General features: G+C 72.2%; 14 protein-coding genes. 7 read left to right on the top strand and 7 right to left on the bottom strand.

Translation table 11 applies throughout. The features are described from left to right. Window positions 1–140: 140 nt before the first annotated feature. The 3 genes from ACFYYN_RS08880 to ACFYYN_RS08870 all read right to left on the bottom strand — a co-directional run bounded on the left by ACFYYN_RS08880 (window position 141) and on the right by ACFYYN_RS08870 (window position 2,660). The gene (locus ACFYYN_RS08880) at window positions 141–1,241 is read right to left on the bottom strand and encodes a S1C family serine protease (RefSeq protein ID WP_500545220.1); all 1,101 of its coding nucleotides are present in this window, start codon (window positions 1,239–1,241) and stop codon (window positions 141–143) included. A 49-nt stretch (window positions 1,242–1,290) separates the two neighbouring features. Beyond that, window positions 1,291–2,001 carry a class I SAM-dependent methyltransferase gene (locus ACFYYN_RS08875; protein WP_500329939.1) on the bottom strand — a complete coding sequence of 237 codons (711 nt, stop codon included), beginning with the start codon at window positions 1,999–2,001 and terminating at the stop codon, window positions 1,291–1,293. A 68-nt stretch (window positions 2,002–2,069) separates the two neighbouring features. Beyond that, window positions 2,070–2,660 (bottom strand): DUF3043 domain-containing protein, encoded by a 591-nt coding sequence (locus tag ACFYYN_RS08870; RefSeq protein WP_500545219.1) that lies wholly within the window; start codon window positions 2,658–2,660, stop codon window positions 2,070–2,072. 195 nt (window positions 2,661–2,855) lie between these two features. On the opposite strand from ACFYYN_RS08870, the gene ACFYYN_RS08865 reads away from it, so the two are divergent. From ACFYYN_RS08865 to ACFYYN_RS08845, 5 genes are all read left to right on the top strand, one after another. Beyond that, the gene (locus ACFYYN_RS08865; protein WP_499511440.1) at window positions 2,856–3,644 is read left to right on the top strand and encodes a PspA/IM30 family protein; all 789 of its coding nucleotides are present in this window, start codon (window positions 2,856–2,858) and stop codon (window positions 3,642–3,644) included. Window positions 3,645–3,666: 22 nt separating this feature from the next. After that, complete coding sequence (pspAA, locus tag ACFYYN_RS08860; protein ID WP_499511439.1) at window positions 3,667–3,945, top strand: PspA-associated protein PspAA; 279 nt, start codon at window positions 3,667–3,669, stop codon at window positions 3,943–3,945. Between the two features lie 110 nt (window positions 3,946–4,055). Then, window positions 4,056–5,273, top strand: coding sequence for a sensor histidine kinase (locus ACFYYN_RS08855; RefSeq protein WP_500545480.1), 1,218 nt, complete (start codon window positions 4,056–4,058; stop codon window positions 5,271–5,273). Then, window positions 5,270–5,956 carry a response regulator transcription factor gene (locus ACFYYN_RS08850; protein WP_500358008.1) on the top strand — a complete coding sequence of 229 codons (687 nt, stop codon included), beginning with the start codon at window positions 5,270–5,272 and terminating at the stop codon, window positions 5,954–5,956. Before ACFYYN_RS08855 ends, ACFYYN_RS08850 begins: the two co-directional genes overlap by 4 nt. Before the next feature lie 164 nt (window positions 5,957–6,120). Continuing rightward, window positions 6,121–9,261, top strand: a complete 3,141-nt coding sequence (locus ACFYYN_RS08845) for an efflux RND transporter permease subunit (RefSeq protein WP_500545218.1) — start codon at window positions 6,121–6,123, stop codon at window positions 9,259–9,261. A gap of 66 nt (window positions 9,262–9,327) precedes the next feature. Here ACFYYN_RS08845 and ACFYYN_RS08840 read toward each other — a convergent pair whose 3' ends face one another. Further along, window positions 9,328–10,212, bottom strand: a complete 885-nt coding sequence (locus tag ACFYYN_RS08840; RefSeq protein ID WP_500545217.1) for a GNAT family N-acetyltransferase — start codon at window positions 10,210–10,212, stop codon at window positions 9,328–9,330. 15 nt (window positions 10,213–10,227) lie between these two features. Beyond that, the gene (gene nadA, locus ACFYYN_RS08835; protein ID WP_500329931.1) at window positions 10,228–11,403 is read right to left on the bottom strand and encodes a quinolinate synthase NadA; all 1,176 of its coding nucleotides are present in this window, start codon (window positions 11,401–11,403) and stop codon (window positions 10,228–10,230) included. A gap of 242 nt (window positions 11,404–11,645) precedes the next feature. Here nadA and ACFYYN_RS08830 point away from each other — a divergent pair, with 242 nt between their 5' ends. Continuing rightward, window positions 11,646–11,999: a HesB/IscA family protein gene (locus ACFYYN_RS08830; RefSeq protein WP_499511434.1), complete on the top strand. Its 354-nt coding sequence runs from the start codon at window positions 11,646–11,648 to the stop codon at window positions 11,997–11,999. Window positions 12,000–12,076: 77 nt separating this feature from the next. On the opposite strand, the gene ACFYYN_RS08825 is transcribed toward ACFYYN_RS08830, so the two are convergent. Together ACFYYN_RS08825 and ACFYYN_RS08820 are read right to left on the bottom strand one after the other, a co-directional pair. After that, window positions 12,077–13,429, bottom strand: a complete 1,353-nt coding sequence (locus tag ACFYYN_RS08825) for a hypothetical protein (RefSeq protein ID WP_500545216.1) — start codon at window positions 13,427–13,429, stop codon at window positions 12,077–12,079. A 102-nt stretch (window positions 13,430–13,531) separates the two neighbouring features. After that, window positions 13,532–13,735 (bottom strand): hypothetical protein, encoded by a 204-nt coding sequence (locus ACFYYN_RS08820; protein WP_499511432.1) that lies wholly within the window; start codon window positions 13,733–13,735, stop codon window positions 13,532–13,534. 137 nt (window positions 13,736–13,872) lie between these two features. Here ACFYYN_RS08820 and ACFYYN_RS08815 point away from each other — a divergent pair, with 137 nt between their 5' ends. Next, window positions 13,873–14,847 (top strand): carbohydrate kinase family protein, encoded by a 975-nt coding sequence (locus ACFYYN_RS08815; protein ID WP_499511431.1) that lies wholly within the window; start codon window positions 13,873–13,875, stop codon window positions 14,845–14,847. Window positions 14,848–14,861: the final 14 nt, after the last annotated feature.

The following is a 14,861-nucleotide window of genomic DNA, read 5'->3' as shown; positions in this document are numbered from 1 at the left end:
ATGGTCGGCGCGCCTTCGCCCCGCCCCCGGGGGGTTGGTGGGGGGGGGGGGGGGGGGGGGGGGCGCGCCCCCCCCCCGGGGGGGGGGGGGGGGGGGGGGCCCCCCCCCCCCCCCCCCCCCCCCCGCTGTGCGTCCGGCCGCTACTGGAGCTGCCCGAGCGTGACCTTGACGGTCTTCTCGCTGCCGCCGCGCTGGAAGGTGACGTCCACGGTGTCGCCGGGCGCGTGCTGGACCAGGGCCTCGGACAGCGACTGGAGGGTCGTGATGTCGTCGCCCCCGACATCGGTGATGACGTCCCCGGGCTTGATCCCGGCCTTGTCCGCCGCTCCGCCCCGGGTCACCTCGACGACGCCCACCCCGGCGGGCTGGAAGTTCTCGTCGAGGACGGTGCGCGCGACGATGCCCAGCGCCGCGCGGCCGGAGTCGACGACCTTGCCGTGCTTGATGATCTGGTCCGCGATGCGGGTGACGGTCGCCGCGGGGATGGCGAAGCCGATGCCCGGGGCCGAGGAGTCGCCCATGGTGGGGTTGACCGCGGCGAGCGTCGGGATGCCGATGACCTGGCCGGAGAGGTTGACCAATGCGCCGCCGCTGTTGCCGGGGTTGATGGGAGCCGAGGTCTGCACCATGTCGGCGAGGGTGGCGCCGGTGCCGCCCTCGGCCCCGGTCTCGCTGACCGTACGGCCGACGGCTGAGACGATGCCCTGCGTGACGCTGCTGTTCAGGCCGAGCGGACTGCCCATGGCGAGCACGATCTGGCCGACCTGGACGTCGCGTGAGCGGCCGAAGGACGCCGCGCGCAGCCCGCTCGGCGGGTCGTCGAGTTCGATGACGGCGAGGTCCTGCTCGGGGTAGGCGGCCACGAGCCGGCCCTTGTGCGGGGTGTCGCTGTTGGCGAGGGTGACCTCGAAGGTGTGGGAGTTGCCGACGACATGGGCGTTGGTGACGATGTGGCCCTTGGTGTCGTAGACGATGCCGGAGCCCAGTCCCTCGGACGTGTTGATCTGGACGACGGACGGCAGCACCGCCTTGACCACCTGCTGGTAGGAGCGCTCCAGATCACGGGCGCCGGCCAGCTCGGAGGCGGCGACGGGCGCGGGCGCCGAGGATGCCGCGCTGGGGGAGGGGGAGTCCCCCGTGCATCCGGCGGTCACGCCACCGCAGCACGCGACGGCCAGCAGCAGGGCCGCCGCCCGGAGCGCCGTCGGCGGCCGCCATCGGTTGGGCTTCGAATCGCGCATGACCGAAGTGTCGCGTTCGTGGCGTCCCGTACGCGGTATCCCGCCCCGGTCAGTTCCGTACGCCGCACAGATGCAGCAGTGCCGCGACCCCGCGGTAGGGGTCGGTGCGGCCGGCCAGCTCCTCGGCGGCCAGCAACTCCTCCGGCACCTCCACGGAGTCGTCCGGCGCCGTGTCGGTGAAGACCCGCACCCCGTACCAGGCGTGCAGCGGCGCGCCGATGGCGCTGAGGGTCGTCGTCAGGTCCGCGCGCCGGTCGGCACGGGCAGCGAGCCCCAGCCGGTTGGTGTACGTATCGCCCGCGAAGGCGGACAGCGCACCGGCCCAGTCGCCCTGCAGCGCGGGCCGCATCGCCAGGGCGTCGGCGTTGCGCACCAGCAGCGACAGCAGCCCGCCGGGGGCCAGCACCCGGGCGAGCCCGGCGACCATCGCGTCCGGCTCGGGCACGTACATCAGCACGCCGTGGCAGAGCACGACGTCGAAGCTGCCGGGCCCGAAGTGCCGGCCGGTCTCCCGGCCGTCGCCCTCGACGAGGCTGATCCGCTCGCGTATGCCCTCCGGCTCGGCGGCCACGGCCCCGCGCAGGACCCCCGCCATCTCCGGATCGGCCTCCAGGCCGGTGACCAGGTGGCCGGCACGGGCGAGTCGCAGCGCCTGGGTGCCCTGGCCGGGCCCGACGTCGAGGATCCTGAGCCGACGCCCCACGGGGAAGCGCGCGGTGATCTGCTCGTCCAGCTGGCGCGCGACCAGCTCCTGGCGCACGGTGTTCCGGAGCCCGCCCAGCCGGTCCAGCCAGGGGCCGGCGGCGCCGGCGAAACCGCCGTTCCCGCTCAGAGCTTGGTGCCGCGCTTGACCTGCGGCTTCGGCAGGCGCAGTCGGCGCATCTGGAGGGTCCGCATGAGGGCGTAGGCGACCGCGCCCTTGGTGGGCTTGTCCGGGAAGCGCTTGGCCAGCTCGCGGCGGAGCAGGAAACCGGTGAAGGCCGAGTCGACGACGATCAGCACGATGACCACGAGCCACAGCAGCAGGGAGAGGTTCTGCAGCGCGGGGTTGCGGAGCATGCTGAGCACGAGGATGACCACGGCGAGCGGCAGGAAGAACTCGGCCATGCGGAAGCGCGAGTCCACGTAGTCGCGCGCGAACTTGCGCACGGGGCCCTTGTCACGGGCGGGCAGGTAGCGCTCGTCCCCGTTCATCAGGGCCTCGCGCTGCTTGGCCAGGTCGGCCCGCCGGGCGTCGCGGGCCTGCTTGGTGGCGGCCTTGCGGTCGGTGGGCGCGGTCACCGCCTTGCGGCGCTGGCCCTGGGCATCGCTGCGCTTGGGCGTGGGGCGACCCTTGGGAGCCTGCGGGTCGCGGGGCTGCCGGTCGTCCACCACAGTGGTGGACGCGGTCTGCTCGCTTTGGGAACGACGTCGGAACACGACTCCAAGGTTACGTGCTCGCCGACGGGACCCCCAGCCCCTCACCTACTCCCTGCGCCTGAGGTCATCGAACTGTGATCGTTCCTAAGGATGAGCGCATCAGCAACAGAACAGTGGGGTAATGGAACCAGGCCCCGTACTGTGGGGTCTGTAGAGGTGTGCTGGCGAGCTGAATGAAGGGGGCGCGCGAGGCCCATGAGCGGTGTCATGAAGCGGATGGGGATGATCTTCCGCGCGAAGGCCAACAAGGCCCTTGACCGGGCCGAGGATCCGCGCGAGACCCTCGACTACTCGTACCAGAAACAGCTGGAGCTGCTGCAGAAGGTTCGGCGCGGTGTGGCCGACGTCGCCACCTCGCGCAAGCGCCTGGAGCTGCAGCTGAACCAGCTGCAGCAGCAGTCCGCGAAGTACGAGGACCAGGGCCGCAAGGCGCTCGCCCTGGGGCGGGAGGACCTGGCCCGCGAGGCGCTGTCGCGTCGAGCCGCCCTCCAGCAGCAGGTCACCGACCTGGAGACGCAGCACCAGACGCTGCAGGGCGAGGAGGAGAAGCTCACCCTCGCCGCCCAGCGCCTGCAGGCCAAGGTGGACGCCTTCCGCACCAAGAAGGAGACCATCAAGGCCACCTACAGCGCGGCCAAGGCACAGACCCAGATCGGCGAGGCCTTCTCCGGCATCTCGGAGGAGATGGGCGACGTCGGCCTGGCGATCCAGCGGGCCGAGGACAAGACCGAGCAGCTGCGCGCCCGGGCCGGCGCCCTGGACGAGCTGCTGGCCTCCGGCGCCCTGGACGACCCGACCGGGATCGCCAAGGACGACATCCAGGCGGAGCTCGACCGCCTCTCCGGCGGCAGCGACGTCGAACTGGAGCTGCAGCGCATGAAGGCCGAGCTCGCCGGCGGCTCCCCGCAGCAGGCCATCGAGAGCGGACAGCAGGGCCAGACCCCGTCGCAGACCCAGGACCAGCCCCGGTTCGACAAGCAGTGAGACACCCCTAGAGGAGGGCGTCGTGATCGTGAGGATCATGGGCGAGGGCCAGGTCACGGTGGACGAGAGCCACCTCACCGAACTCAACAAGCTCGACGACGAGCTCCTGGCGGAGATGGAGAGCGGTGACGACGCCGGGTTCCGGCGCACGCTCACCGCGCTCCTCGACGCCGTCCGGCGGCTCGGCACACCTCTGCCGGACGACTCCCTGGAGCCGTCCGAGCTGATCCTGCCGGCCTCGGAGGCCACCTTGGAGGAGGTCCGGGCACTGCTCGGGGACGGCGGGCTCATCCCCGGCTGACACCTCGCCGACCAGCGCACCCGCCGAGTGCCCCGGCCCGGTACCGCACCGGACCGGGGCACGGCCGTTCCTGGGGACCCGTACCGTTGGTGAGCGTGCAGCATCGATCGATGAAGGACCGGGCCCGACTGTGGCCGCAGGCCCACCCCGTAGCCCTCGACGCCGGGCTGGCGCTCGCCGTCCTCGCGGTGATCCTCGGCAACATGTTCATCGGGCCGCACACCGAGCGGTACGACGCCTCGGTCCCCGACATCCTGCTGGCCGTCCTCGGCTCCGCCGCGCTGATGGTGCGCCGGCGCAGCCCGCTGGGCGTCCTCGCCTTCACCGGCGCGGTCACCGTCGTCTACCTGCTCACCGCGACCGGGGAGGGCCGCGCCCCGGTGGCCGCCACCGTCGTCGTGGCGCTCTTCTCCGCCTCCACGCGCACCGACCGCACCACCACCTTCCGGCTCGGCCTCGCCACCTGCCTGCTGCTGCCCGCGATCGCCATGCTCTTCGGGGCCCGGCCCTGGTACTCCGCCGAGAACATCGCCCTGTTCGCGTGGAGCGGCATGGCCGCAGCCGCCGGCGAGGCCACCCGGCACCGCCGCGCCTACGTCGCCGCCGTCGAGGAGCGCGCCGAGCGGGCCGAGCGCACCCGGGAGGAGGAGGCCAAGCGCCGCGTCGCCGAGGAGCGGATGCGGATCGCCCGCGAGCTGCACGACGTGGTCGCCCACCACATCGCCCTGGTCAACGTGCAGGCCGGTGTCGCCGCCCACGTCATGGACAGCCGGCCCGACCAGGCGAAGCAGGCCCTCGCACACGTCCGCGAGGCGAGCCGTTCGGCGCTGGACGAGCTCCGTGCGACCGTCGGCCTGCTGCGGCAGTCGGGGGACCCCGCCGCACCCATGGAACCGGCACCCGGCCTCGGTGTGCTGGACCAGCTCGTCGACGGCTTCCGCCGGGCCGGGCTGCCGGTGGAGGTGGTCGAGGAGGACCCCGGCACGCTTCCCGCGAGCGTGGACCTCACCGCGTACCGGGTCATCCAGGAGTCGCTGACCAACGTCCACAAGCACGCCGGCCCGGGCGCGCGGGCGCGGATCCGCATCGCGCGCGGCGACGGGACGCTGGAGGTCACCGTGGTCGACCGTGGCGGCAGCCCGCAGGCCCCGGGCACCGCGGGCGGCGGCCACGGCCTGATCGGCATGCGCGAGCGGGCCGCGGCCCTCGGCGGCACCTGCGAGGCCGGCCCCTGCACGCAGGGCGGTTTCCGCGTCCACGCCCGCCTGCCGCTGGTGGTGCCGGGCCAGCCGGCCGCCCGGCGGGGGGATGGGAGGATCCCGGCATGATCAGGGTGCTGCTCGCGGACGACCAGGCGCTGCTGCGGGGTGCGTTCCGCGTCCTCGTGGAGTCCGAGCCGGACATGGAGGTCGTGGGGGAGGCCTCGGACGGTGCCGAGGCCGTCGCGCTGGCCCGCAGCACCCGGGCGGACGTCGTCCTGATGGACATCCGGATGCCCGGCACGGACGGCCTCGCCGCCACCCGCGAGATCACCGCCGCCGAAGACCTGACCGGCGTGGCGGTCCTCGTCCTGACGACGTTCGAGGCGGACGAGTACGTCGCGCAGGCGATCCGCGCCGGCGCCGCCGGGTTCCTCGGCAAGGGCGCCGAGCCGGCCGAACTGCTCGCCGCGATCCGCACCGTCGCCGAGGGCGACGCGCTGCTGTCCCCGTCGGCGACCAAGAGCCTGATCGCCCAGTTCCTGGCGCAGAGCGGCGGTCAGCGCCCGCTGCCCTCGGAGGGCGGACCGGCGGCCCCGGACCTGGACGCGCTGACGGCACGCGAGCGCGAGGTGCTGGTCGAGGTGGCGCTGGGGCTGCCGAACGACGAGATCGCCGAACGCCTCGGGGTGAGCCCGCTCACCGTCAAGACGCACGTGAACCGCACCATGGCCAAACTCGGTGCCCGCGACCGCGCGCAGCTGGTCGTCGCCGCGTACGAGTCGGGTCTGGTGCGGCCCGCGGCGCGCTGAGTACCACCGGCGTGTACCGCGTCCGCAGTACGCCCCCGGAACCAATCACGACCTCGGGCTGAGGAAACCACCCTCCGCGGCAGGAGAAAGTGGCGTGGGCTGACAAAAGTCCGCAACCCGAGAACACCCGAGCACTCTGAGCACAGAGAAGAGACCGCACCACGATGTCCTGGCTGTCCCGGTTCAGCCTCGCCCAGCGCAGTCTGGTCGCGCTGATGGCGGTGGTCGCCATCGGCTTCGGCGCCATCGCGATACCGTCCCTCAAGCAGCAGTTGCTGCCCTCCATCGACCTGCCCATGGTGTCGGTGATCACGACCTACCCGGGCGCGTCCCCCGACGTCGTCGAGAAGCAGGTCGTCGAGCCGATCGAAGCCGGCGTCAAGGGCGTCGACGGCATCACGGGCATCACGTCCACGGCCAGCGAGGGCGCTGCCGTGATCATGGCCCGGTTCGACTACGGCAACGACAGCGACAAGCTGGTGGCCAACGTCCAGCAGGCGGTGAACCGGGTCTCCTCGCGGCTGCCGGAGGACGCCGACCCGCAGGTCATCGCCGGCTCGACGGACGACATCCCGACCGTCGTCCTCGCCGCCACCTCCACCGGCCTGGACCAGCAGGCACTGGCCGACGCGCTCGACCGGTCGGTCGTCCCGGTCCTGCAGGACATCGACGGCGCCGGCCAGGTGACCGTCACCGGCGTCCAGGACCAGATCGTCACCGTCACCCCCGACGACAAGAAGCTCGCCGCCCGCAAGCTCGGCGCCATCGCCCTGGTGCAGGCGCTGCAGGCCGGCGGCCACCCCGTCCCGGCGGGCTCCTTCGACGACAGCGGCAAGAGCCGCACCGTCCAGGTCGGCGGCGAGTACGCCTCCGTGCGGCAGATCGAGGACCTGCGGATCCCCGCCGCCCCCGAGCCCGTGCGCCTCGGCGACGTCGCCACCGTCGCGGAGCGCCCGGACGCCGCCGCCTCCATCACCCGGACCGACGGCGAGCCGAGCCTCGGCGTCGCCGTCACCATGGACCAGGACGGCAGCGCCGTCGCGATCTCCTCTGCGGTCAAGGACAAGCTGGCCGACCTCGAGCGCGACCTCGGCAAGGGCGCCAAGCTCACCGTCGTCAGCGACCAGGGCCCCGCGGTCTCCAAGTCCATCGACGGACTGACCACCGAGGGCCTGCTCGGTCTGCTCTTCGCGGTCGTGATCATCCTGGTCTTCCTGGCGTCGCTGCGGTCGACGCTGGTGACCGCGGTCTCCATCCCGCTCTCCGTCGTGCTGACGCTGATCGTGCTGTGGACCCGCGACCTGTCGCTCAACATGCTCACCCTGGGCGCGCTGACCATCGCCATCGGCCGTGTCGTCGACGACTCGATCGTGGTGCTGGAGAACATCAAGCGGCACCTCGCCTACGGTGAGGAGAAGCAGTCCGCGATCATCGCCGCCGTGCGCGAGGTGGCCGGTGCGGTCACCGCCTCCACGCTCACCACGGTCGCGGTCTTCGTGCCGATCGGCCTGGTCGGCGGCATGGTGGGCGCCCTGTTCGGCTCGTTCTCGCTGACCGTCGCCGCCGCGCTGCTGGCCTCGCTGCTGGTGTCGCTGACGGTCGTCCCGGTGCTCTCGTTCTGGTTCCTCAAGCCCCCGGCCGACGCCGGCACCGTGGACCCGGACGAGATCCGCCGCAAGGCCGAGGAGGAGGAGGCCCGCAGCCTGCTGCAGCGGCTCTACGTGCCGGTGCTGCGCTTCGCCACCCGGCGCCGCCTCACCAGCATCGCGATCGCGGTCGCGGTCCTGCTGGGCACCTTCGGGCTCGCCCCGATGCTCAAGACCAACTTCTTCGACCAGGGCGACCAGGACACCCTGACCGTCAGGCAGGAGCTCCCGCCGGGCACCAGCCTGGCGGCCTCCGACGCGGCGGCCCGCAAGGTCGAGAAGCTCCTCGAGGGCATCGACCAGGTCCAGGACTACCAGGTCACCGTCGGTTCCTCCGGCTTCCTGGCGGCCTTCGGCGGCGGCACCGGCGCCAACCAGGCCAGCTTCCAGGTGAAGCTGAAGAACGCCGACGACAGCGCGGACGTCCTCGACGAGATCCGTGCCGGCCTCAAGACGCTCGACGGCGTCGGCACGACCTCGGTCTCCGGTGGCGGCGGCTTCGGCAGCCAGAACCTGTCGGTCGTGGTCAAGGCCGCGGACGCCGACACCCTGGCCAAGGCCAGTGCCGAGGTCCGCGACGCCGTCGCCGGGCTGGACGACGTCACCGACGTCACCAGCGACCTCGCGCAGAGCGTGCCCCGCATCGAGGTCCACGCCAAGCAGGCCGAGGCCGCCAAGTACGGCCTCAACGACGCCACCATCGGCGCCGCCGTCACCCAGGCCGTGCGCGGTACGACGGTCGGCACCGCGGTGCTCGACGACACTGAGCGCGACGTGCGGGTGGTCTCCGAGCAGAAGGCCGGGACGGTCGCCGAACTGAAGGCCCTCACCATCCCCACCCCCGCGGGACCGGTGAAGCTCGGCAAGCTCGCCGAGGTCGTCGAGGCCCCCGGCCCGGTGCAGAAGACCCGGATCGACGGCGCCCGCGCCGCGACGATCACGGCGACGCCGGCCGGTGACAACACCGGCGCGGTGAGCACCGCCCTGCAGTCGAAGATCAAGTCGCTCGACCTGCCCAAGGGCGCCACCGCCGAGATCGGCGGTGTCTCCTCGGACCAGGACGACGCCTTCGTGGGGCTCGGGCTCGCGATGCTCGCCGCGATCGCCATCGTCTTCATGCTGCTGGTCGGCACCTTCCGCAGCCTGATCCAGCCGCTGGTGCTGCTGGTGTCCATCCCGTTCGCGGCCACCGGCGCGATCGGCCTGCTGCTGATCACCGGTACCCCGATGGGCGTCCCGGCGCTGATCGGCATGCTGATGCTCATCGGCATCGTCGTGACGAACGCGATCGTGCTGATGGACCTCATCAACCAGTACCGCGCCCAGGGGTACGGCGTCGTGGAGGCCGTCATCGAGGGGGGCCGGCACCGTCTGCGGCCGATCCTGATGACCGCGCTGGCGACCATCTTCGCCCTGCTCCCGATGGCCCTCGGGGTGACCGGCGAGGGCGGCTTCATCGCCCAGCCGCTCGCGGTCGTCGTCATCGGCGGTCTGCTCACCTCGACGCTGCTGACCCTGCTGCTCGTCCCGACCCTCTACACGATGGTCGAGATCCGCAAGGAGCGCCGTGCCAAGCGCAAGGCGCTGAAGCGGGCGGCCGGGGCCGCAGGCCCGGGCGAGGAGGAGACGCAGAAGAAGGCGGAGCTGGCCGGGGTCTGAGACCCGGCGCAGTACGACAGGCGGCAGGGCCCGGGGCGTTCACGAACGCCCCGGGCCCTGCGCCGTCTACAGGAAGAACCCGGACGGGATGTACGGTTCCGGCGGACGCATCCCGCGCAGGCAGACCCAGCCGGACGTGCTCAGCTCCAGCCCGGCCGTCAGGCCCACGTCCACCGCCCACTGCTGTTCGGCCGTCAGGTTGGGGACCTGCGCGGTGGTGCCCTCGGGCAGGCTCAGCAGCGCGGCGGTGAGCAGCCGGGACGCCAGGCGACGGGAGGTGGCGGCGAGCAGCCGTACGTTCCCGTCCCGGTCGACGTAGCAGTAGCCGCTCCCGGCGAGGTCGTCCACGACCAACAGGGGGCACTCGGTGAGCAGTTGGTCGTGGTCGAGGCCGTGGGCGCCGCCCCGGGTGCGCCGGTCGACGGAGTCCATCAGGTCGCGGTGCTTGGCCGAGCCCTCGTGCACCGCCCCGTCCGGCGCGGGCAGGTCGCCCTTGCGGACGGCGCCTTCCAGGCGCATCGCCGGGTGCAGCGCGAAGCCCGCCCGGCGGTAGGTCGCCGCCGCCCGCGGGTCGCGGGAGCTGCAGATGATGCCGCGCAGGCAGCCTCGCCCGTACGCCATCGCCGCGGCGAGCAGTTCGCGCCCGACCCCCTGCCGCTGCGCGGAGGGCAGCACGGCGAAGAGCGACAGCCCCCACGTCCCCTCGCGGCGCGTCGACATGGCGACCCCGAGCGGCATGCCGGAGGTCTCGTCCACGGCCAGCCAGCAGCCACCGGGGTCGGTGCGCGCGACGTACCGGTTGCGCCGTCGCAGCAGGGCGGCCCGCTCGGGAGGCATCTCCTCGGGCGGGCCGCCACCGGGCAGGGCGTCGGAGGCGCCGAACGCGGCGGCGGCCACGACCGCTACGGCGTCGGCGTCCTCGTCGGTGTCGTGCAACGGGCGCAGGATCATGCGCCCATCCTGCCCCTACGGCAGGGCGAGCATCCGCTCCAGCGCCAGCTTCGCGAAGTGTTCGGTCTCCCGGTCGACTTGGATGCGGTTGACCACCTTGCCGTCGGCCAGCGACTCCAGCGCCCACACCAGGTGCGGCAGGTCGATCCGGTTCATGGTCGAGCAGAAGCAGACGGTCTTGTCGAGGAAGACGATCTGCTTGTCCGGGTGCGCCTTGGCCAGCCGGCGGACCAGGTTGAGCTCGGTGCCGATCGCCCAGGACGAACCGGCCGGCGCCGCCTCCAGGGCCTTGATGATGTACTCGGTCGAGCCGACCTGGTCGGCCGCGGTGACGACCTCGTGCTTGCACTCGGGGTGCACCAGGACGTTGACGCCGGGGATGCGGGCGCGCACGTCCTCCACCGAGTCCAGCGAGAAGCGGCCGTGCACCGAGCAGTGCCCGCGCCACAGGATCATCTTGGCGTCGCGCAGCTGCTCCGCGGTGACCCCGCCGTTCGGCTTGTGCGGGTTGTAGAGGACGCAGTCCTCCAGCGAGAGGCCCATCTCCCGGACCGCGGTGTTGCGGCCGAGGTGCTGGTCGGGGAGGAAGAGCACCTTCTCGCCCTGCTGGAACGCCCACTCCAGGGCGCGCTTGGCGTTGCTGGAGGTGCAGATCGTGCCGCCGTGACGGCCGGTGAAGGACTTGATGTCGGCGGAGGAGTTCATGTACGAGACGGGCACGGTGACGTCGGCGACGCCGGCCTCGGTGAGTACGTCCCAGCACTCGGCGACCTGCTCTGCGGTGGCCATGTCGGCCATGGAGCAGCCGGCCGCCAGGTCGGGGAGGATCACCTGCTGGGCGTCGGAGGTCAGGATGTCCGCGGACTCGGCCATGAAGTGCACACCGCAGAAGACGATGTACTCCGCCTCCGGCCGGGCGGCGGCGTCACGGGCCAGCTTGAAGGAGTCGCCGGTGACGTCGGCGAACTGGATGACCTCGTCGCGCTGGTAGTGGTGGCCCAGGACGAAGACCTTCTCGCCGAGCTTCGCCTTGGCGGCGCGGGCGCGCTCCACCAGATCCGGGTCCGAGGGGAGGGGCAGGTCGCCGGGACAGTCGACGCCGCGCTCGCTGCGCGGGTCGGACTCGCGGCCCAGGAGGAGCAGGGCGAGCGGGGTCGGCTGGACGTCCAGCGGTTCGGATGTGGTGGTCACGGGCCCGAAGCCCTTTCTCTGCGGAACTGCGGCTCAAACCTTTTCGTCTATTTGACGCTATCTATCATAACCCGTTCGCGTCAGAATGACGATGGCCCTCGCGTCAATGTGACGCATTACCCGAACAAGGCCCGGTGTGCGAGCATGGATGGCGCCAAGACGCATGGGACCCGGAGGAATGAATCCGGGAAGCCACCGGTTCACCGTTGTGGCAGCATCCGTACAACCCGGGAGTGGATCAGATGACGGTTCAGGACGAGACCAGCCAGAGCGAGGGCATCATCCTGTCCGACGCGGCGGCCTCCAAGGTCAAGAGCCTGCTCGAGCAGGAGGGCCGCGACGACCTCGCGCTGCGCGTCGCCGTCCAGCCGGGCGGTTGCTCCGGCCTGCGCTACCAGCTGTTCTTCGATGAGCGCGCGCTCGACGGCGACGTCGTGAAGGACTTCGGCGGAGTCAAGGTGGTCACCGACCGCATGAGCGCCCCGTACCTCGGCGGCGCCTCCATCGACTTCGTCGACACGATCGAGAAGCAGGGCTTCACGATCGACAACCCGAACGCCACCGGCTCCTGCGCCTGCGGCGACTCGTTCCACTGAGCCCCGCGCGAAAGCGGCGGGCACCCGGGGTGCCCGCCGCTTTCGGCATGTCCTGACGCGCCTTCCCGGCGCCCCGGCTACTTCCGCGGCACCGTGCTGCCGTCGGAGAGGTCGACGACCTTGCGGTCGCCCAGCGGCGTGTCGAGCCGGACCGTGCGGGAGAACCGCTCGGCGATCATGATGCAGGCCTTCCCCGGCTCCTTCTCCACCGCAGTGACCTTGACCTTCACCACCGCGCCCGAGCCGTCGGCCGAGACCGTGTAGTCGCTGCACACCCCGCCCCAGAAGCGCAGGGTCAGCTCCGTCCCTTCGGCGCGGTACGACTCGACCTTCGCCGCCCCGGCGGCCGGCGCCGCCGTCCCCGAGGGAGCGGGGGAGGCCGTGCCGCCCCGCACGTACGCCGGGTCCACCGCCGGCTGAGCCAGTACCGAGGTGCGCGTCACGCCCTCCTGCGCCACCTCGAAGAGCCAGGACGGCACGAGCGTCTGCCGCCCGGCCACGAACTGGGCCGACAGGCCGAACTCGGCCTTCCGCACCTCCATCGGCCGGTGCGCCGTCGGTACGCAGGGGAGCACCTGCGGCAGCGTCGGGTCGTCGCCAGGGGCGCGGGAGGGCTTCGGCACCACGGTGGGGCAGTCGCCGATCCCCAGGTCACCGCCCGTCCCGGGGCGCTCCAGCAGCTTCAGCGCCTCCTTCGCCGACACCACCGGGTAGGTGTCACCCCTGGTCAGCGGCGCCATCATGCCGTGCCCGGTGACCAGCAGCCCGTCCGAGGCGACCTGCACCGCCGACCGCCAGCCGTGCGTGGGCAGCCCCGCCACCCGCGGGTCCGCGGTGACCGTGCGCAGGACCCCCGAGACCTCGCCGGCGTCCGTACGCGCGCCCTTCAGTCCAAGCGCCGCGAAGACCGGCGCGGCCTTGCGCAGCGCCTCCGCCGCCGGCACCGCGAGGTCGTCCTGCGCCGGGGCGCGGCCTTCGCGGGGCTTGCCGCCGTAGTACGAGTACGCCCAGGTGCCCGGAGCGTCCTTGTTCACCCGGAGCACCGGGCCGCCGCCGTCCGGCGTACCACCGGCCTTCCACACGCCGTGGTCGGACTTCACCGTGCCCGGCACGCCCAGGGCCTGCGCGAGCCGCTCCACGGCGGCACGCGACACGCTGCCCGGCCGCTGCACGGCGGCGGAGGAGGGGCCGTCGGGCAGATCGCCCCGGACGGTGAGCTCGGCACCCGTGCCGCCGGTGGCGGAGTCCAGTTCGAGCGGCTCCGCGGCGTCGTTCCCGCTGCCGCCCGAGGCGCGCGGTATTCCGCCCTCGGCACTCGACGAGGCCCAGTAGGCACCACCGCCCCCGGCGGCCAGTACGGCCACGGCCACCGTCGACATCACCCACGGCGACCTGTGCCGGCGGCGCGTTCGCGTCGGCTCGCTCTCCACGATGGCTCCTTCGGCTCCGCACAGCTGCGTACAGCTGCTGACGTCCCGGTCCTTCAACCGGGGGACGCCACTTGGACGGGCCGGAGCGCCTCGCGGTTCCGATCAGTCGGCGTACTCGGCCATGCCCTCGACGACGTGCGACGACGCGGCCGGCACCGTGATCCCGTGCAGACTTGCCGGGCTGACCCGCGCGGACTCGTCCTCCGCGGGGACCTCCCAGTGCGCGGCCATCTTGCGGCAGTCGCCGATCAGCTCGGCGAGCGACTCGGGGTCGCCGAGGGGCGCGGGGGGAAGAGGAGTGGTCATGCATACGACCCTAGGCACGTGGCGTCACGGGAGAAAGCCCTACTATCGGGTAGTTTCACCATGTCGGCGTCCACCGGCACAGCCGGTAGCGTGGACAGGTCCCGTCCGCAGCCCGCCTCCGCAGGAGCGTTCCAGCCGTGCGTATCGCAGTCACCGGCTCCATCGCCACCGACCACCTGATGACCTTCCCCGGCCGATTCGCCGACCAGCTCGTCGCCGACCAGCTGCACACGGTCTCCCTCTCCTTCCTGGTCGACACGCTCGACGTACGCCGTGGTGGCGTCGGTGCGAACATCTGCTTCGGCATGGGCCAGCTGGGTGTCCGGCCCGTCCTCGTCGGCGCCGCCGGCTCCGACTTCGACGAGTACCGCGCCTGGCTCGACCGGCACGGCGTCGACACCGCCTCCGTCCGCATCTCCGAGGTGCTGCACACGGCGCGCTTCGTCTGCACCACCGACGCCGACCACAACCAGATCGGCTCCTTCTACACCGGTGCCATGAGCGAGGCCCGCCTCATCGAGCTGCACTCGGTCGCCGCCCGCGTCGGCGGTCTCGACCTGGTGCTCATCGGTGCCGACGACCCCGAGGCGATGCTCCGCCACACCGAGGAGTGCCGCTCCCGCGACATCCCGTGGGCGGCGGACTTCTCGCAGCAGATCGCCCGCATGAACGGCGACGAGATCCGGATACTGCTGGACGGCGCGGCCTACCTCTTCTCCAACGAGTACGAGAAGGGCCTCATCGAGTCCAAGACCGGCTGGACGGACGAGGAGATCCTCGGCCGGGTCGGCACCCGCGTCACCACGCTGGGCTCGCGCGGCGTCCGCATCGAGCGGGCCGGCGAGGAGCCGATCGTCGTGGGCTGCCCGGAGGAGGACGCCAAGGTCGACCCCACCGGCGTCGGCGACGCCTTCCGCGCCGGCTTCCTCTCCGGCCTCGCCTGGGGCGTCGAGGCGGAGCGCGCGGCGCAGGTGGGCTGCATGCTGGCGACGCTGGTGATCGAGACCCTCGGCACGCAGGAGTACCAGCTGCGGCGGGCCCACTTCATGGACCGCTTCACCAAGGCCTACGGCGACGAGGCCGCCGAAGAGGTCCGCACCCACCTGCACTGAGGCTCACCGCGGGG

The sequence above is a fragment of the Streptomyces sp. NPDC001902 genome, assembly GCF_042891295.1.
In the GTDB taxonomy this organism is placed as follows: Bacteria; Actinomycetota; Actinomycetes; order Streptomycetales; family Streptomycetaceae; genus Actinacidiphila.
Note: the sequence above shows the minus strand (reverse complement) of the source record. Positions and strands in the feature narration are given on the sequence as shown.